The organism is Flavobacterium saccharophilum (genome assembly GCF_900142735.1).
GTDB classification, from domain to species: Bacteria; Bacteroidota; Bacteroidia; order Flavobacteriales; family Flavobacteriaceae; genus Flavobacterium; species Flavobacterium saccharophilum.
Window position 1 is genome coordinate 413,692 of record NZ_FRBY01000003.1, and the last position, 19,032, is coordinate 432,723.

A 19,032-nucleotide genomic window follows, 5' to 3' on the forward strand; every position below is an offset into this window, starting at 1 on the left:
TTTTATAACGCTAATACCTGATGTACAATCGACTAACAAAAAAAGAAGTTAAAACAATGTTAAAATCAGATTTCTGAAAGAGTCAAAAACTGAAAACATAAATATTGAATTCTATATATTTGTTTTTAAAGAATGATGAAAATGAGTCTCCTAAAAAAAACAAATATACCACAAATACTTTTCCTAATCTTAGTTTTAAGTTCGTGCGGAAAAGATAAAAAAACAAGTGTTGATACCGCTTCAACAGTTGAAGATACAATGCCAAGAATGAAGCCATTAGGTCCTGAAAAAAGAATTTCACAGGCCTATATCAATTCAGTAAAAGGGAGAATAAATCATTTTTACAATAAAAACTGGCCAAACAACAGCATGAACGGAAGCTTTCTTGTTGCCCGAAATGGTCAGATTATTTTTGAAAGATATAATGGATATGCCAACAAAAATGAGGGCACAAAAATAACGGCAGAAACACCTGTACAAATTGCTTCTGTCAGTAAAGTATTAACTGCAACGGCGGTACTGAAATTAGTCAATGCAGGTAAACTAAAATTAGACCAGAAAGTAAATACAATCTTAAAAACTTTTCCGTACGAAGATTGTACGGTTCGAATGCTTTTAACGCATCGCAGCGGTATGCGTAATTATGCCTATTTTACAGATCACGACAAATCGGTTTGGGACAGACATAATCAGCTTACTAATAAGGATATTTTAGACATTTTAGCAACAAAAGATATTGGACTGGAATCCAAAACAGGAACGCGTTTTGGCTATTGCAATACCAATTATGCCATGCTAGCCCTTATAATCGAAAAAATTACAGGCTTAACTTATAAACAAGCCATGTCTGAAATCATTTTCAAACCTTTAGGAATGACGCATACTTACGTTTTTGACGATGATAAAGAAAGAAAAACGATTGTTCCGTCATACAAAGGAAATGGTGCCGAAATTGGTTTTGATTATCTGGATAATGTTTATGGAGACAAAAACGTATTTTCGACTGTACGCGATCTTTTAAAATTTGACAGAGCAAGAAATTCACCTGACTTTTTGAAGCCTGCTTTGTTAAAAGAAGTATATACAGGTTATAGCAACGAAAGAAAAGGCACAAAAAATTATGGGTTAGGTATCCGAATGATCAATTGGGAAACGGGACAAAATTTCTATTTTCATAATGGCTGGTGGCATGGTAACACCTCTTCTTACATTACTTTAAAGAAAGAAAATGTTACGATTATTGCCTTATCCAATAAAATGACCAGAAACACTTATGCGGTTCGTAAACTGGCACCAATCTTTGGAGATTATCCTTTTAATTTCAAGGATGAAGAATAATACAATAGTCGAAAGTCAAAAGTCGTAAAGTCACAAATGTATTATCAATATTGACTTCGTACTTTTTTAAAACACACCAACTGGGTGAAAAAAGCACGAAAGTATGTGACTTTAAAAACTTTATGACATTTGACTTTCGACTACATAGAATAATACAATTTTTCTGAAAATTTTAGTAAAAAGTAACTTCAAATAGTATAAATTTGCAAACTCATTTTTGGGGTCGACTGGTTTTGACAGCAAGTCGAATTGGAAAGTAAGCACGTCGAGCATTGAGACCTTGCTCGTAAATATAAGATCTTACAATTTTACACGGCGAAAATAACTACGCTTTAGCTGCATAATCCGAATTATAGTAAGATTAGCCACGTCCCTATAAGATAGGGAAGCTGGATTCTCCTTGAAAGCCTTGGTTTGTGGCGGTCAGTTTAGGGGAACCGTAAAAATAAACCTAGATTTCCATGAGCTTCGGGTGGAGATCGAAATTAAGAAGATAAGTGTTGAGTGGTTGTTCCTGACCTAGCTTAACATCGAAAATCCAATCAGGAAATAAACGTGTAGAAAGCTCTTTAGTTGCTTGTTTGGACCCGGGTTCGATTCCCGGCGACTCCACAAAAACCCTTGCAAATCATTGATTTTCAAGGGTTTTATTTTTTAGGTGCTATTTTAGGTGCCAATAATCACCCCTTTATACTGCAAAATCTTAAACTAAAAAACTCCTGATTTAGTTTTAATTAAAAGATAATAGTTTAAGTCCAGTAACTTTTCAGCAACTCAATTTAATACGATTTATGATGTTATTAATGATATAATTTAATTTGAAAAGCCAGTATTAATTGTGCTAGAAGTGATTTTTGCATTAAATTCTTAATTAATACTTATTTTTATCATGCATTTCGTCTATGATTATTAGTCTTTAAACAGAGCTAAAAGAACACGAAACCGCAAAAAAAGCTCATAAAATAACTGGAGGCATGTAAATATCTTTTATTTAAGGCCTATTTAAATTTAAAATTGAAACTAATATTTATACTCAAATCTAACACAGTTTTTAAGTTACCTTTCAACCAATAATAAGTGTATTATTTACACTTAATTCAAAGGCTTACAAAAAGCTAAAAATACAAATATCAATAAAACAAGCTGTATAGGGTTATGTCTTGTCCATACCTTTATTACTGTAGAAATCAGTTTTTATATCAGCCAAAATAAAACTATTTCAAAAGGTACTATTGACTAGAGTACCTTTTAAATCTACAACTATCTAACATAAAACATGTTAAAAATAGAAAAAATGAATTTTAACGACTATTTGACGATTTCATTATTTAAGGGTTAGATTTTAGAATGTATACTTCCATAGATAGCGAAGAAAAGAGCTTTCAACCATCATGTTTTTTCAATTGTACATCCTTCAAGATAATATAATTTACTTTTTTACATATAAATATTGTTTTGGTTAAAAAAAAGGCAAAAGTTTTTATATAAAGAACTCATTAAGCTCCCCCCCTGCCTTTATAAAATCAACTTTTATATTTTACTTTTTATTTCGATTAGTGGGGTATAGTATAACATCCAAAGACGCGACTATAAACAGTAAAATCAACAAAATATAAAATTCGTAATAATTATTAAAAAATAAGTGTATTATGGTTATCAACAAGGAGTGTACAGGACAGTTCTAGTTTTTTATTTTTATTATTTTACACTATCAGATTAACTATCAATAACCACAAACCAAAATTATTAAATGGAATCACTACTTGGTATTCTTTTTCACTCCATTGGAGGATTTTCTTCCGGCAGTTTTTATATGCCATTCAAAAAAGTTAAAAATTGGGCTTGGGAAAGCTATTGGATTATTGGAGGTTTTTTCTCCTGGCTTATAGTGCCACCCATTGCAGCTTATTTAACCATTCCACATTTTCCTGAAATTATAGATGCTGCATCACCTGCAATCAAAGCTTTTACTTATTCGATGGGACTTGTTTGGGGAATTGGAGGGCTAACATACGGCTTAGGCGTTCGTTATCTTGGAATGTCTCTTGGGAATTCTATTATTTTAGGATTCTGTTCTGCTTTTGGAGCTTTGGTCCCATCTATTTATTATGATTTGTATCCTACTGAAGGGAAAATTTCATTTAGTGATATGCTTTCAAATCCCGGTGGCCAACTTGTATTATTAGGAGTTGCTGTTTGTCTTTTAGGAATTGCTATTTCTGGAAAAGCTGGAATCCTCAAGGAAAAAGATTTTGCAGTCGGACACGAAGATAAAGACAAAGATTTTAGTCTTGTAAAAGGACTTGTTATTGCAGTGATATCGGGTATTTTGAGTTCGTTTTTTAATTATGGAATCGAGGCTGGCAAACCAATGGCAGAAGCAGCTGTTGTAGCGGGATGTAATCCTTTATTCCAAAATAATGTTACTTATATCGTTTTGCTTTGGGGAGGACTTACAACGAATTTTATCTGGTGTATGTATCTTAATTTTAAAAACAAAACTTTTGGTGACTACACTAATAGAAAATCACCAATTACTAAAAATATTCTTTTTTCTGCCCTTGCAGGAACAATGTGGTTTCTGCAGTTTTTTTTCTACGGTATGGGAGAGAGCAAACTAGGAAACGGCGCAAGTTCATGGATTCTACATATGGCAACCATTATTTTGACTGCCAATTTCTGGGGATTCTATTTGAAAGAATGGTCAGGAGTATCAAAAAAAACCTTCAGAACTTTTTTATGGGGTATCGGATTGATCATGCTTTCAATTGTATTAGTTGGAATCGGGAATTCATTATAGATAATTAATCAAACTAACATAAACAACACAATGTCAAATACAAACAATATGACTTTTAAGCATGTAAGTTATCTTTGGGATGATGCTAAAGCAAAAGCTTTGGCAGGAGATGAAGTAGCACTTTTCATTTATCGTTCTAATTTACTGGGAGCTGATTTGCGATTGACCAATTATGGAGGAGGAAATACTTCAGTTAAAATTACGGACAAGGATCCATTAACAGGAGAGAGTTCAGAAGTAATGTGGATCAAAGGTTCCGGAGGAGATATCGGAACACTGACAAAATCTGGCTGTGCAGCACTTTATTTAGACAGGCTTCGCAATCTTGAAAACGTTTACAGAGGAATCGAATTTGAAGATGAAATGGTAGAATTATTCAACCATTGCATTTTCGATTTAGCTTCAAAAGCACCTTCAATCGACACACCTTTGCACGGATTTTTGCCTTTTAAACATATCGACCACTTGCATCCAGATGCGGCAATAGCAATCGCTGCTGCTAAAGACGGAGCTAAGATTACAGAGGAATTATTTAATGGAGAAATTGGCTGGGTTGGATGGCAGCGTCCAGGTTTTGATCTGGGACTTCAATTAAGAAGTTGTTTAGAAGAGGCTGAAAAGAAAGGTAAAAAATTACGCGGAATTATGTTAGGTTCTCACGGACTTTTTACCTGGGGTGACACTGCCTACGAAAGTTATATCAATACACTTGAAGTAATCGAAAAATGTGCCACTTACTTAGAAGATAATTACGGAAAAAAACGTACTGTTTTTGGAGGTCAAAAACTAGAAAGTTTGCCTGTTCCTGATCGTCATTTGAAAGCGGCAAAAGTGGCTCCAATTTTAAGAGGTTTCTGTTCTTCAGAGCGTCAAATGATTGGACATTATACAGATGATGCAAGAGTTTTGGAATTCATCAATTCTAATGATTTGGCAAAATTGGCTCCGCTTGGAACTTCTTGCCCAGATCACTTTTTACGAACGAAAATCAGCCCTCTTGTTTTGGAATTAGACCCAAACGAAGATTTATCAGATGTTGATGCCATAAAAGCAAAATTAGCTCCTGCATTTGAAGCTTATAGAGCAATGTACAAAGACTATTACAATGCGTGTAAAAAGTCGAATTCGCCTGCAATGCGTGATCCAAATCCGGTTGTGATTTTATATCCAGGAGTGGGAATGTTCACTTTTGCGAAAGATAAAACAATGGCGCGTTTGGCATCAGAATATTACGTAAATGCTGTTAATGTAATGAAAGGTGCTGAAGCAGTTTCAGAATATACATCTTTGCCACATCAGGAAGCTTTTGATATCGAATATTGGTTATTAGAAGAAGCAAAACTCCAGCGTATGCCTAAACCAAAAGCATTGTCAGGAAGAATTGCTGTAATTACAGGCTCGGCTGGCGGAATTGGTAAAGCAATTGCGAAAAAATTTGCTCAGGAAGGTGCTTGTGTAGTAATCAATGACATTAACGAAGAGCGTTTAGAATTGGCGACAGCTGAGTTTATTAAACTTTTCGGAAAAGATGCAGTTACCAGTACATTATTAAATGTTACAGATGAAGGAAGTACAGAAAAAGCATTAGATCAAGCTTCTTTAGCTTTTGGGGGCGCTGACATTATTGTGAACAATGCCGGAATAAGCATTTCTAAATCTATCGCAGAGCATACACTTGAAGAATGGGACAGATTATATGATATCTTAGTAAAAGGACAATTTATTGTTTCTAAAGCCGGAATCGAAGTAATGCGTAAGCAAGGATTTGGGGGAGACATTGTAAATATTGTATCTAAAAATGCTGTTGTTGCAGGTCCAAATAATCCAGGTTATGGTTCAGCAAAAGCAGCTCAGGCACATTTAACACGTTTGATGGCAGCTGAATTAGGAGTGGACAAAATTCGTGTAAATACTGTAAATCCTGATGCTGTTATCTCAGATTCTAATATCTGGTCTGGCGGATGGGCTGAAGGTCGTGCAAAAGCATATGGAGTGAAAGTTGAAGAACTTCCTGCTTATTATGCAAAACGTACCTTACTAAATGAAATTATATTGCCAGATGATATTGCAAACGCTTGTTTTGCCTTTGTTGGAGGTTTATTAAATAAATCGACAGGAAATGCCCTAAACGTAGACGGCGGTGTTGCAATGGGCTTTTATAGATAAATTGTTTTTTGTAAATTTTGTTTTTAAGCATTAGTAGTTTTTTTTGTAATCTAACGTTCGGTTGGTTTTCGAACGTTAGATTTTTTAAATCAAAATTTTTATTAATCTGAAGGCAAAAAAAATAAAGTTAATTTGGAGCACAGCTTGTCAAAAGTTATAAATTGTAAGCTCTATAATAAAAGATAACAACATGATAATTGAATCGAATAATATAGCATCTCATAATGAGGAGCTGCTAAAAAAGCATCAAAACAAACTTGTTTTTACAGCCTCAGAAATTGCAAATACAGAATCAATCATTCAAAAATTAATTGATTTTCAAATTGCTATTCCATCTTGGGCATTAGGAACTGGCGGAACTAGATTTGGGCGTTTTCCGGGCGGAGGTGAGCCTCGTTCATTAGAAGAAAAAATTGAAGATGTTGGTTTACTACATGCTTTAAACAATGCTTCTGGGGCCATTTCACTTCATATTCCGTGGGATATTCCAACTGATTATAAAGCAATCAAAAATCTGGCTGCACAACACGGATTAAAGTTTGACGCCATGAATTCCAATACTTTTCAGGATCAGTCTTCTCAGGCAAATTCGTATAAATTTGGCTCTTTACAAAATGTTAATAAAGCTGTTCGAAAAGAAGCGATTGCTCACAATATTGAGGTGATTCAGCATGGAATTGAACTGGGATCAGAATCTTTAACGATTTGGCTTGCAGATGGATCTTCTTTTCCTGGGCAATTAAACTTCCGTAAAGCGTATCAAAATACATTAGAAAGTTTAGAAGAAATCTACGATGCATTACCTTCAAACTGGAAATTATTTTTAGAATATAAATGTGCTGAACCAAATTTTTACTCTACAACTGTGGCAGATTGGGGACAATCATATTCATATGTTCAAAAATTAGGAGACAAAGCGCAGACTTTAGTCGATTTAGGACATCATTTGCCAAATGCTAATATAGAACAGATAGTTTCTTTATTATTAATGGATGGTAAATTGGGCGGTTTCCATTTCAACGATTCAAAATATGGAGATGATGATTTAACTGCTGGAGCATTAAAACCGTACCAATTATTCTTAATTTTTAATGAATTAGTGGAAGGAATGGATGCCAGAGGAATGAATCACGCCAAAGATTTAGGCTGGATGATTGATGCTTCTCACAATATAAAAGATCCTTTAGAAGATTTATTGCAGTCAGTTGAAGCAATTATGATTGCTTATGCACAAGCGCTTTCAGTTGACAGAAAAGCTTTAGAGAAGGCTCAGGAAGAAAATGATGTGGTAAAAGCTCAGGAGATTTTGCAGAATGCTTTCCGCACAGACGTTCGTGCTTTGGTTGCTGAAGCTCGTTTGCGTTCTGGTGCAGCATTAAATCCAGTTGAGTTGTATCGTTCTCAGACTATTAGAAAAAATCTAATCAGTGAAAGAGGATTAAAAACAATGGCTACAGGCTTATAGCAATGGAAAAAGTAAACGCTGTATTCGATATTGGAAAGACTAATAAAAAGTTTTTCCTTTTTGATGACGATTATAATGAGGTCTATCGAGATTATGCAAATTTGCCGCTGACAACGGACGAAGATGGTTTTGAATCTGAAGATCTTGAAGCACTGCGTAATTGGATCAAAGAAACCTTTGATGCTGTTTTAGAGGATACTCGCTTTGATGTTAAAACTTTGAATTTTTCATCCTATGGAGCAAGTTTGGTACATCTGGATTACAAAGGAAAACCATTGACACCTCTTTATAACTATATTAAGGAAATTCCTCAGGAAATTCTTGATGGTTTTTACAGTCAATATGGGGACGCACTTACTATTGGTGCTCAGACTGCATCACCACAATCCGGAATGTTAAACTCGGGCATGCAGCTTTATTGGCTAAAAAAAATGCAGCCTGCTTTATTCGGTAAAATAAAGTATAGTCTTCATCTGCCACAATATTTGTCTTATTTGTTTACGGGTATTCCTGTTAGTGAATATACTAGTATTGGCTGTCATACTAATCTTTGGAACTACGATGAAGAAGATTATCATGCGTGGGTTCATGCAGAGGATATTGATAAAATACTACCCCCAATTGTACCTACATCGGCAAGTATTAATACTACTTATAAAGATAAAAAGATTAAAATTGGAGTTGGAATTCACGATAGTTCATCTGCCTTACTTCCCTATATTTTAAGTAAAAAAAAGCCTTTTCTTTTACTTTCAACCGGGACATGGAGTATTGCATTAAATCCCTTTAATTCCGAAAGCCTAAGTAAGGAAGATATTTCAAATAATTGCCTAAATTATTTAAGGATTGACGGCAGGAGAGTTAAGGCTTCACGTTTTTTTATGGGTAATGAATACCGCCTTCAAGTCGAAAAATTATCTGCCTATTACAATAAAGAATATGGCTATCATCGTGAAGTAAAATTTGATCAGGAAATATATTTAGGACTGATTCAAAAACCAGCGGTTTATTTTAAGTTTGAAGGCATTTCTCTTCAGCGTCTTCCTCAGAAAACGGAATTAGAACCTTTTGCAACATTTGAGGAGGCTTATCATCAATTGATGATTGAACTAATGGAACTGCAGGTTGATACTATAGATAAAGCTATCGGAAACAGTAAAATAAAAAAAATATATATTGATGGAGGTTTTACTGATAATGATGTTTTTATGAAGTTAATGTCACATCATTTTAGTTCATTTAAGATATTATCTACACATTCTCCCCTTGGCTCGGCATTGGGTGCGGCTATGGTTATTTCGGATAAACAGGTTACTTCTCAATTTCTAAAAGAAAATTACAGAATGAAAAAGCTAGTTCCTTTACTATTTTAATTATGAAAGTTGGGCTTTTTATACCCTGCTATGTCGACCAATTTTATCCAAAAGTAGGTATTGCAACGTATGAGCTTTTACAAAAATTAGGCTGTGATGTTCAGTTTCCAATGGGACAAACCTGTTGCGGACAACCGATGGCAAATAGCGGCTACCAATATTTAACCAAAGGCTGTGACGCCAATTTTATAGCCAATTTTTCTGATTTTGATTATATCGTTTGCCCATCAGGAAGTTGCGTTTTGCATGTAAAAGATCATTTGCATGATGAAAAACAAGAAGATTTAGCGACTGAAATGCGCAAGAAGGTTTTTGAATTGACAGAGTTTATTACTGATGTTCTAAAAGTAGATCATATAGAAGGGAGCTTTCCCTTTAGGGTCGGAATGCATACGAGCTGCCACGGACAGCGCGGTTTAAAGCTTTCGCAGATGACCGAATTAAACGCTCCGTTTTTCTCTAAACCGGAACAATTATTACACAATATAAAAGGACTCGATTTGGTTTCTTTGACCAGAAAAGATGAATGTTGTGGTTTTGGAGGTACTTTTTGTGTGACTGAAGAAGCTGTATCAGTAAAAATGGGGCAAGATCGAATTAAAGATCATGAAAGCCATAATGTTGATTACATAACAGGAGGTGATATGTCGTGCCTGATGCATTTGGAAGGAATTCTGAAAAGACAAAAAAGCAACATCAAAACGATTCATATTGCCGAGATATTAAATTCATTGGAAAATTAAAAGATTCCTTTTAACTCACAAAAGATGTCTTCAGAAAAAATAATAGAACATAGCCAGGCCGCAACACGTTTTAATAAAGATGTAGAGCGTGTAAACTGGCATGATGAAACGCTTTGGTTTGTCCGTGAAAAACGTGATAAATCGGCACATCAAATTCCGGATTGGGAATTGCTTCGTGAAACGGCTTCTCAAATCAAAAATAATGTACTGGCCAATATGCACGATTATTTAAGTGATTTCGAGGCTAATGCTCAAAAAAATGGAATCATTGTGCATTGGGCAGCCGATGCAAAAGAACATAACGAAATTGTGCATTGGATTTTACAGAAACACGATGTAAAGCAAATGGTGAAATCAAAATCGATGCTTACAGAAGAATGTCATCTGAATGATTATTTAGCAGACAAAGGCATCGAAGTTATCGATTCTGATTTAGGAGAATATATCGTTCAGCTTCGTAAAGAGCCGCCAAGTCATATTGTGTTGCCAGCCATTCACCTTAAAAAAGAAGACGTAAGTGAAACTTTTCACGAACATTTGGGAACTGAAAAAGGAAATTTTGATCCGCAGTATTTAACGGAATCTGCAAGACGTGAACTTCGTGATACGTTTTTAACACGCAAAGCCGCTTTAACAGGAGTTAACTTTGCCATTGCCGAAACAGGTGAATTTGTAGTTTGTACCAATGAAGGAAATGCTGATATGGGTGCGCATTTAGCCGATGTTCACATTGCCTGTATGGGATTTGAAAAACTGATTCCTGAGCGTAAACATTTAGGCGTTTTCCTAAGATTATTGGCCAGAAGCGCGACAGGACAACCGATTACGACTTTCTCAAGTCATTTTAAAAAACCAAGAGACGGAAAAGAAATTCACGTTGTAATTGTCGATAACGGAAGAAGTACACAATTAGGAAGAGCAGATTTTAGAAACTCTTTAAAATGCATTCGTTGTGGTGCTTGTATGAACACTTGTCCGGTGTACAGAAGAAGTGGTGGACATAGTTACCATAATGCCGTTGCCGGACCAATTGGGTCGATTTTAGCGCCTAATTTAGACATGAGCAAAAATGCCGATTTACCTTTTGCAAGTACCCTTTGTGGTTCGTGTACGAATGTATGTCCGGTTAAAATTGATATTCACGACCAGTTGTATAAATGGCGTCAGGTTTTGGTAAAAAAAGGTCATACGCCAACTTCCAAAACTATTGCGATGAAAACCATGGCAACCGTTTTAGCGAATCCTACCGTATTTAATTTGGCTGGAAAATCGGGAAGATTTGTAATGAAAAATATTCCCGGATTAGTGAATAATAAAATGAACAAATGGTACGACCAGCGCGAAATGCCAGAAGTTCCCGAGGAATCTTTTAGAGAATGGTACAAGAAAAATTCAAGGGAGTCTAAAGCGAAAAAAGATGAGTAGTAAAGCTGAAATTTTAAATAAAATAAAACAAAGTCAGCCGAATCTAGCTGCTGAATTGCCTGATTTAAATGTTTTGGGTTCTGATCAGTTTGATGTTTTGGAAATGTATAAAACAGTATTAAGAAATATTGGTGGAAATCCGATAGAAGTGGCTGATTATAGTGAAGCAATAGCTTACATCAAAAATAATTATCCACTTGAAAAACGTATTATAACGACAATTCCGGAGCTTTCTGAAATCGCTGTTTTAGATTGGACAAACGACGATCCGCATTCACTTAAAGATGTGGAATTAACGATTATAAACGCGCATTTTGGAGTAGCTGAAAATAGTGCACTTTGGGTAACAGATGATATTCTAGGGCAACGTGTTGCGCCTTTTATAACACAATATTTGGCTATCATAGTAAATAAAAAAGACATTATTCCGACAATGCACCAGGCTTATGACAGAATTGGAAATCAGGAATATGGTTTTGGAACTTTTATCGCCGGACCATCAAAAACGGCTGACATTGAACAGTCATTGGTTTTAGGTGCGCATGGCGCCAGAGGACTTACGGTTTTTCTAAAAGATTAATTTTATTATTTTAAATTGGAAATAAGGCAAAGTTAGAGTGAAGAGATTCAGTTTCTTTATTCTGATGAATATGATAAAAACAAATACTGCCTTCCTAATGAAAGACAGTATTTCTGTATTCTTTCTTTACTTTATCATTAATTTTTTGTTTACTACTTTTCCTTCCCCTTCAATTTTTACACAATAAACTCCAGCGGGAAGGTTCTCTACATTTATGTCTTCAGCATCACTGCTCTTTTCAATATTTTTCACAAGCGTCCCTGCGTTGTTATAAATTTTAATTGCATATTGATTGATTTCAGCTTTTATATGAAAAGTATTGGAAGCTGGATTCGGATAAATGAGATTTCCTTGATCAATATCCTCTTCCTGTGGTTGAACTAAAGATTTTTTAGCTGTTGATGTACCATCTCCCCAAGTAAAAGATTCCCATACTGCAATTTCTGCTTTGTCACAAATAACAGGGCTTGTTCCGTTCATGGAACATACATATTTTCCATTATTACCCTTCAGTGCTACTTTCCAATCACCAACATTTATGAAAGTAAAAGATTCAGAAGCACCAATTGTTGTTTTATTGCAGATCATCGATGATGTACCATTTTCTGAACTTACATACAGATTATTAGAACCTTTCAATGCAATTTTTCCTGCTCCTGCATCTACAACCTGAAATAGTTCCCATCCCGCATATGTAGATCGAGTGCATGTCATTGGATTGCTATTTCCTTCAGTACTTACGTATTTGTCATTATTACCTTTAAGCCAGATTGTTCTTCCAATTGGTGGTACGGAAGGAACAACAGTTGTGTACGGTGTAACCGTATTGATCAATGTCGTGTTTGCTGTAAAACTTGAAGTACCAAACATACTCCATTTACTTTGAATTACAGATGAAGAATCATAATGAATGTCTGGTGCAGGATTGGTATTTCCTTGATAATAACCCCAATTTTCAACTGGACTGTCAACACGTTTTACCTTATATGCCCAATTAGACCAAGAAGCATTAAGTGCATTTAGACCTCGCAGATATTTCTGCCACAAGTCTGGAAAATTCCAGAAGTTAAATTCTCCTGCCAATACAGGAACGTTCCAGTTATTCTGATGATTAGCAATATCCAGTAAAATAGCATCTATGAAGCCACTCTGAGAATTGTAGTTGGTTTTATCTTCGTTATAATTATGAACTTGATAAAGTACGTTAGTCCATCCATATGTTGATGGCGGTTCTACAAATGAGAATCCCGGAAAAGCACCAATGGAAATAATATGATTAGCATCAATTGCTCTAATCTGCTGGTATAATGTATTATAAAACTGACTGATAGGATAAAGGGTTTGATTACTGCTAAGTGGCTCGTTCAGTAGATCATAAGCTGCTACCGCCGGATTAGTTTTATAGCGGTTTGCAAGTGCTTTCCATAAATTTATTGTCATTTGCTGAGAAGTAGCATCAGTCCAATAATTATTAATATATGCCTGACCGCTGGTAATAAATCCATTTATTCCACCAGGTGCTCCATGCAAATCTAAAATCACGTACATTCCTCTGCTGCTACATTGTGCAATAACCCAGTCTAATTGAGTAAAACCGTTTGTTTTTATTGTACCGTCATTATTCATAACTTCCATCCAGTAGAAGGGAACTCTGACCATGTTCATTCCCATATTTTTAATATTATTAAGGTCAGTTGTTGTAATCCAGGTGTTTTGAAAACCATCTAGAAGTGTGTCTGCTGCTGCAACGCCAAATCTATCATAAAGACTGTTTCGTACCGCTATATCATCTTCCATATACAGATTAAATTCAGCGATAGACCAGTAGTTAGCTGAAGCAGTACCGGTTTGTGTAATTTTCACATACCGTTTGTAATATATGTTTGGTAGCTGAAGAAAAACATTTTCGGTGGTAGCTGTACCTGACACTGCTGTTTCCCAAGATATTGAATCATCTGAAACTTCGATTTTGTAACCGCGAGCATAGTCTCCGGTAAATCCTGCTGCTTCAAATGAAATCCTATTAAAGATCGATTTTTTTCCCAAATCAACTGTAAAATACTGGTCCGGCGCTTGTGCCTGGCCACTACTCCATCTTGTGGTAAGATTACGGTCGAAGACATTTTGAACATTTGTTCCCGCATATGTTGAGAAAGCAGTGGCTGTCCATTGGCTTCGATTAAGGGAACCTGTTCCAAGAGGTCCCATCCAGTACTCCATGCTGAGCCACGAACCCAGATTGGTTCCTCGCAGATTGACTATAGCTCCAGTTCCGTTATTCTTGCGGATAACTGTTCCATTTGTTTTTAAAAAGTCAGCACTGGTTAACGCTTGTGAAAAAGCGGAGCTGTTAAATATCAGATATAACAGGACAGCGGATAAAATTTTTAGTTTCATACTCTTTTGTGGTTATTGGTTAGTAAAGTTTTAATCCAGAGGGCAAAAAAGTCACTATAATCCAAAAAACTATAGTGACTTTTTTTATTAATTATTCAGGATTTGGTTAGTATCCTGTGTTTTGCTTAAAGCTAGGATTCAGCCTAATTTCACGCTCTGGTATCGGAAAAAGCAAATGTTTTTCTGATACATTATAAGATGATGCCGGAGGAGTGATATTTACAGGATAATAATATTTTTGCGGATTTGCTTTAATATTTTCTCCCTGTGCTTTCAGTACCTGTATAGCTTTGCCTGTTCGAACCAGATCCAGCCATCGTTTATTTTCAAAAGCAAGTTCAATCCTTCTTTCCTCTTGTATAAGATCACGCAATTGAGTCTGGTCACTTATTGTTATAGGAGTCAATCCAGTTCTTGGATTTGCATGGACCTGATTAAGGTATGTAAGTGCTTGAGGTTTTCCTTGCTCATTCATAGCTTCCGCTAGAAAAAGTAATACTTCTGCATAGCGGTAAACCGGCCAGTCATTATTTGTATTTGGTGCAATTGCTGCTCCTGTTACGTATTTTTTGATGTAAGGAATATTGTTATATCCTTCACCAGTATAAAAAGCAATTGATTTTGCTTTACGAAGATCGCCTGGCTGATATGCTGCAATCAGTTCAGGAGAAGGAGTATTCCAACCTGCATAAGTATTACTGCTTCCGCTCGGAAAACCAGGAATAACACCAGGATCTGCTAAAATAGGCAGGAAATTATAAGCAAAATTACTTGCAGCATTAGCTGTCGGTTCGTCCAAATATTGAATTTCGAAAATTGATTCAGCATTGTTCTTATTTGCAGGATCATATAGTGCAGCATAATCTCCAAGTAAAGAATAGCCTTGGACTTTTAAAAGTGCAGCTTCTGCTTCAGGCCATTGTTTCAATGTAATATGAACATTGCCTAATAGTGTATATGCTGCGCCATTTGCAACAAACCCAGCGTCCTGTGAGGCTTTTGTTGGAAGTAATGAAGCTGCTTCGGTTGCATCTGCGATAATTTGTTTATAGATGTCCTCTACAGGGCTTTGCGGGGTAATTGTTTCACCATACGAAGTTGGGGGAACTAAAGTCAATGGAACACTTCCAAAGTAATTCACAAGATCGAAGTATGCGAAAGCTCTTAAAAATAATGCCTGACCTTTGTAATTGTTTTTCTTGGTCTGGTCAAAATCAGCCGCATCAATTTTACTTAAGATTTGGTTGGCACGTCCTATTATAATATAATCATTTTGATATTTATTACTTACTCCTCCGCCATTTGAATCGTCGATAAATTGATCTACATATTCGCGGTCGGCATAACCTCGATTGTTATAATTATAAATAAACACTGTATTATCTGACCTCATTTCGCCCATTGCCCATGCACCAAAGTCAGCAAGTCCTGTTCCGTATAGATTTCTTAACGGTACATACATTCCAACAGTAGCTAATTTAAAATCAGTCTCTGTTTTATAGAAATTCTCAGCTGAGACTACCGTTTCTGGCAGTTTATCCAAAAAATCTTCAGAGCATGATGCTGAAAGCATCAATACTGAAACTGCGATTAATATTTTAATTTTCATGCTATATTTTTTTTTAGATTTATTCATTAAAAGTTGTAGTTTAGACCCATTGCTAATGTTCTTGGAACTGGATATGTTGTATTATCAACCCCTGAGAAAAGACCAGCACCTGCTGAAACTTCAGGATTATTTCCCGGATATTTTGAAAACACATAAGCCTGTTGAATAGATAGATATAGACGAAGACCTTTTAAATAATCTGCTCCGGCATTGTTGAAACTATAGCCCAGAGTGATATTTTTGATAGTTAGGTAGCTTCCGTCATACATCCATTTTGAACTTGCCCAATCTCTTTCAGGTCCTGTATTCCCTGATGCTTTTCCGTATTTTCCGTCACCAGGATCTGCCTCAGATTTCCATCTATTCGCAACATCAGTAGTCACATTAAATGTACCATCAAGATTTGCTGTAAATCTTTCAGCAGTATTTATAATTTTATTTCCATACGCTCCCTGACACACAACAGTAAAATCAAAATCTTTGTAATTCATCGTGCTGGTAAATCCAAGGTTAAATTTAGGAGCTGTATTTCCAAGGACAGTTTGGTCTTTTGAATCATTTGTTACAACACCATCACCATTAATATCTTTATATTTAACACTTCCTACACTTGCACCTTCATGTTTTGGAGATGAATCATACTCCGCCTGTGTTTCGTAAATTCCATCCCATTGAAGACCATATAGCTGCCCTAATGGCTGCCCTACTTGTGTAATAGTCATATCACCGTAGATAGCTGCGTTTGCTGTTCCCAAAGCAAGAGCTTTGTTTCTGTTAAAAGAAATATTAAAATCGGTTGTCCATCTGAACGGACCGGTAAAATTGACTGTTGAAACTGAAAACTCATGTCCCCAGAATTCAATTTTTCCTATGTTTGTTGTATAGTTAAAAAATCCAGATGAAATTGGAATGTCAACAGAATACAACAAATCATCAGTTGTTTTCTTGTAATAATCGTAGTTAAAGCGAATACGGTCATTAAAAAAGTTTATATCAATTCCGGCATCGAACTGTTCTGTTGTTTCCCATCCAAGTTCATTATTATTAAGTCCAGCGATACTGCTTCCACTCAATAGTTGGTTGTTGAACGGATTATTTGTAGCTACAACATTAGCATATTGAAGATAATTCCCTATATTATTATTTCCTGTAACACCGTAACTTGCACGAAGTTTTAAAAATGATAAAGTGTTATTTTTAGGAATAAACGACTCTTCTGTAGCAACCCATCCTACAGATGCAGATGGAAAATTACCCCATTTATTATCAGAACCGAATCTTGAAGAACCATCACGTCTGATTGCTCCAGAGAATAGATATTTATTTTTATAATTGTAGTTTAATCTTGCCACAAGTGAAGCAAGACTCCATTCTTGAATATCAGTGGATCCTTTAATAGTTTTAGCAGCATTTAAAGTCTCTACCCTGTTATCAGGAAATCCTGAACCTGTCATAGAAGCACTTTCAGAATGGGCTGCCTGAGTTGTATAACCTACCAGTGCATCAAAATTATGACTTCCTATAGATTTTTCATATAAAAGTGTATTTTCCCACAACCATGAGTATGCGAATTGATTAGTGTGAGCACCGCTGATACGTGACGCATCGGCTTCATTTGGTGGATTAAAAATACTTCCTGCAGTTGAAGGCGAGAAAAAATCACTTACTGAATTCCCAAGATCTACTCCAATATTTGATTTAAATGTAAGACCCTTTACTAATTTTGCTTCTATAAAAGCATTTGATAAAAGCCCCACGTTACTTGATGTATTCTTAATAATCTGAACCTGATTATACCAGTTTGGTGATGCGGCAGTTCCATATTCCCAACCCACAGTGGTAGGAATTGTTCCATCTGCATTTTTATATGGTGCAAGAGGTGATGTTAATAATGCAGATTGTATAATACTTGGCGAGTTGTACCAAATACCGTCACTTTGAGGAGTCTTATTATGTGTATAAGTAGGAGCCGCATTAACTCCAATTTTTACCTTATCGTTAAATTTATATTCAGAATTCATTCTTACAGAAATTCTATCATAGCTTGAATTTAGTAAAACACCTTCTACTTTATTATAACCTCCAATAATAGATGTACTGAACTTTTCACCTGAAGAAGAATAGGTAATTGAGTAATTGGTAATTGGAGCATCACGCGTAACAGCTTTAAGCCAGTCAGTTCCTTCTCCATATTGTTGTGGATTAGCATATTCTGGTGCGACAGGCTGCCCTCTTTCAATAGCGATTTCTTTTTTAAATTGGGCAAACTGTTGTGCATTCATCATATCAGGTAAACCATTTGATGGTATTGACTGAACACCAGTATAAATAGATACTGCAAACTGACTTTTGCCCGCTTTTGCCTTTTTTGTTGTTATAAGTACAACTCCATTTGATGCTCTTGAACCGTAAAGAGACGTGGATGATGCATCTTTTAATACTGTAATCGTTTCGATTTCATCAGGATTGATATTTGCAAGATTCCCTTGTAAAGGAAAACCGTCAACAACATAAAGAGGGTCACTTCCTGAAGAAATTGATGCAGCACCACGAATTCTCATTGTCATTCCTTGGCCAGGTATACCTGAATTCTGCGTAATTTGCACTCCGGCAAGTTTTCCCTGTAGTTTTTGTGTCAGCTGTGGAACCGGCTGATCTTTTAAGGTAGCAGCACTAAGTGTCTGTACAGCTCCGGTAACATTTTTTTGCTTTTGCGTACCATAAGCAACAATTACCACTTCATCAAGTGATTTTGTGTCTGGAGACATTATAATTTTCAAGGAGTTACTACCTGAGACTTTAATTTCCTGACTTTGAAATCCTAAGAAAGAAAATACCAATGTGCTTCCAGCTGGAGCAGCTATAGAAAAATTCCCATCAAAATCTGTTGAAGTACCTCCTGCGTTTCCTTTTACAGCGATGTTAACTCCAGGAAGAATTTCTCCTGTTTTGTCTTTTACATTTCCTGTGATGTTACTATTCTGCGCAAACGCATTGGCAGCTGCAAAAAATAGCAGTAGCAATCCGTAAAAATACTTTTTAGGTATTGGCAATGATTTTAGCATAATAAATTGATTGGTTAGTTAATAAAAAGTTAGTTTGTAATTATAATTCAATATTAAACGAAATCGTTATC

11 protein-coding genes and 1 other RNA gene are annotated in these 19,032 nt (G+C 35.7%); 9 read left to right on the top strand and 3 right to left on the bottom strand.

What is annotated here, in order from left to right; all coding sequences use genetic code 11:
- Positions 1-135 precede the first annotated feature (135 nt).
- The 9 genes from BUA98_RS11800 to BUA98_RS11840 all read left to right on the top strand — a co-directional run bounded on the left by BUA98_RS11800 (position 136) and on the right by BUA98_RS11840 (position 11,890).
- The gene (locus tag BUA98_RS11800; protein WP_072972724.1) at positions 136-1,338 is read left to right on the top strand and encodes a serine hydrolase domain-containing protein; all 1,203 of its coding nucleotides are present in this window, start codon (positions 136-138) and stop codon (positions 1,336-1,338) included.
- Positions 1,339-1,557: 219 nt separating this feature from the next.
- Positions 1,558-1,953: a transfer-messenger RNA gene (gene ssrA / locus BUA98_RS11805) on the top strand.
- A 1,135-nt stretch (positions 1,954-3,088) separates the two neighbouring features.
- Positions 3,089-4,138, top strand: a complete 1,050-nt coding sequence (rhaT, locus tag BUA98_RS11810; protein ID WP_072972725.1) for an L-rhamnose/proton symporter RhaT — start codon at positions 3,089-3,091, stop codon at positions 4,136-4,138.
- Between the two features lie 30 nt (positions 4,139-4,168).
- Positions 4,169-6,304: a bifunctional aldolase/short-chain dehydrogenase gene (locus BUA98_RS11815; RefSeq protein WP_072972727.1), complete on the top strand. Its 2,136-nt coding sequence runs from the start codon at positions 4,169-4,171 to the stop codon at positions 6,302-6,304.
- Positions 6,305-6,494: 190 nt separating this feature from the next.
- The gene (locus BUA98_RS11820) at positions 6,495-7,769 is read left to right on the top strand and encodes a sugar isomerase (RefSeq protein ID WP_072972729.1); all 1,275 of its coding nucleotides are present in this window, start codon (positions 6,495-6,497) and stop codon (positions 7,767-7,769) included.
- A 2-nt stretch (positions 7,770-7,771) separates the two neighbouring features.
- Entirely contained in the window at positions 7,772-9,142 is a 1,371-nt protein-coding gene (locus tag BUA98_RS11825) for an FGGY-family carbohydrate kinase (RefSeq protein WP_072972731.1), read from the top strand.
- A gap of 2 nt (positions 9,143-9,144) precedes the next feature.
- A complete protein-coding gene (locus BUA98_RS11830; RefSeq protein WP_072972733.1) occupies positions 9,145-9,885 on the top strand; it encodes a (Fe-S)-binding protein in 741 nt (246 codons plus the stop codon).
- A 24-nt stretch (positions 9,886-9,909) separates the two neighbouring features.
- Positions 9,910-11,310 (top strand): lactate utilization protein B, encoded by a 1,401-nt coding sequence (locus tag BUA98_RS11835; protein WP_072972734.1) that lies wholly within the window; start codon positions 9,910-9,912, stop codon positions 11,308-11,310.
- Positions 11,303-11,890 carry a LutC/YkgG family protein gene (locus BUA98_RS11840; RefSeq protein WP_072972736.1) on the top strand — a complete coding sequence of 196 codons (588 nt, stop codon included), beginning with the start codon at positions 11,303-11,305 and terminating at the stop codon, positions 11,888-11,890. Before BUA98_RS11835 ends, BUA98_RS11840 begins: the two co-directional genes overlap by 8 nt.
- A gap of 126 nt (positions 11,891-12,016) precedes the next feature.
- On the opposite strand, the gene BUA98_RS11845 is transcribed toward BUA98_RS11840, so the two are convergent.
- The 3 genes from BUA98_RS11845 to BUA98_RS11855 all read right to left on the bottom strand — a co-directional run bounded on the left by BUA98_RS11845 (position 12,017) and on the right by BUA98_RS11855 (position 18,961).
- The gene (locus BUA98_RS11845; RefSeq protein ID WP_072972737.1) at positions 12,017-14,287 is read right to left on the bottom strand and encodes a cellulase family glycosylhydrolase; all 2,271 of its coding nucleotides are present in this window, start codon (positions 14,285-14,287) and stop codon (positions 12,017-12,019) included.
- Positions 14,288-14,393: 106 nt separating this feature from the next.
- Positions 14,394-15,896 carry a RagB/SusD family nutrient uptake outer membrane protein gene (locus tag BUA98_RS11850; protein WP_072973291.1) on the bottom strand — a complete coding sequence of 501 codons (1,503 nt, stop codon included), beginning with the start codon at positions 15,894-15,896 and terminating at the stop codon, positions 14,394-14,396.
- Between the two features lie 26 nt (positions 15,897-15,922).
- Entirely contained in the window at positions 15,923-18,961 is a 3,039-nt protein-coding gene (locus BUA98_RS11855; RefSeq protein WP_072972739.1) for a SusC/RagA family TonB-linked outer membrane protein, read from the bottom strand.
- Between the last annotated feature and the right edge of the window lie 71 nt (positions 18,962-19,032).

Coding starts and splice junctions, on each gene's coding strand:
- BUA98_RS11820 (WP_072972729.1), top strand. CDS start 6,495: ATGATAATTGAATCGAATAATATAGCATCTCATAATGAGGAGCTGCTA.
- BUA98_RS11825 (WP_072972731.1), top strand. CDS start 7,772: ATGGAAAAAGTAAACGCTGTATTCGATATTGGAAAGACTAATAAAAAG.
- BUA98_RS11840 (WP_072972736.1), top strand. CDS start 11,303: ATGAGTAGTAAAGCTGAAATTTTAAATAAAATAAAACAAAGTCAGCCG.
- BUA98_RS11835 (WP_072972734.1), top strand. CDS start 9,910: ATGTCTTCAGAAAAAATAATAGAACATAGCCAGGCCGCAACACGTTTT.
- BUA98_RS11845 (WP_072972737.1), bottom strand. CDS start 14,287: ATGAAACTAAAAATTTTATCCGCTGTCCTGTTATATCTGATATTTAAC.
- BUA98_RS11850 (WP_072973291.1), bottom strand. CDS start 15,896: ATGAAAATTAAAATATTAATCGCAGTTTCAGTATTGATGCTTTCAGCA.
- rhaT (WP_072972725.1), top strand. CDS start 3,089: ATGGAATCACTACTTGGTATTCTTTTTCACTCCATTGGAGGATTTTCT.
- BUA98_RS11815 (WP_072972727.1), top strand. CDS start 4,169: ATGTCAAATACAAACAATATGACTTTTAAGCATGTAAGTTATCTTTGG.
- BUA98_RS11855 (WP_072972739.1), bottom strand. CDS start 18,961: ATGCTAAAATCATTGCCAATACCTAAAAAGTATTTTTACGGATTGCTA.
- BUA98_RS11830 (WP_072972733.1), top strand. CDS start 9,145: ATGAAAGTTGGGCTTTTTATACCCTGCTATGTCGACCAATTTTATCCA.
- BUA98_RS11800 (WP_072972724.1), top strand. CDS start 136: ATGAAAATGAGTCTCCTAAAAAAAACAAATATACCACAAATACTTTTC.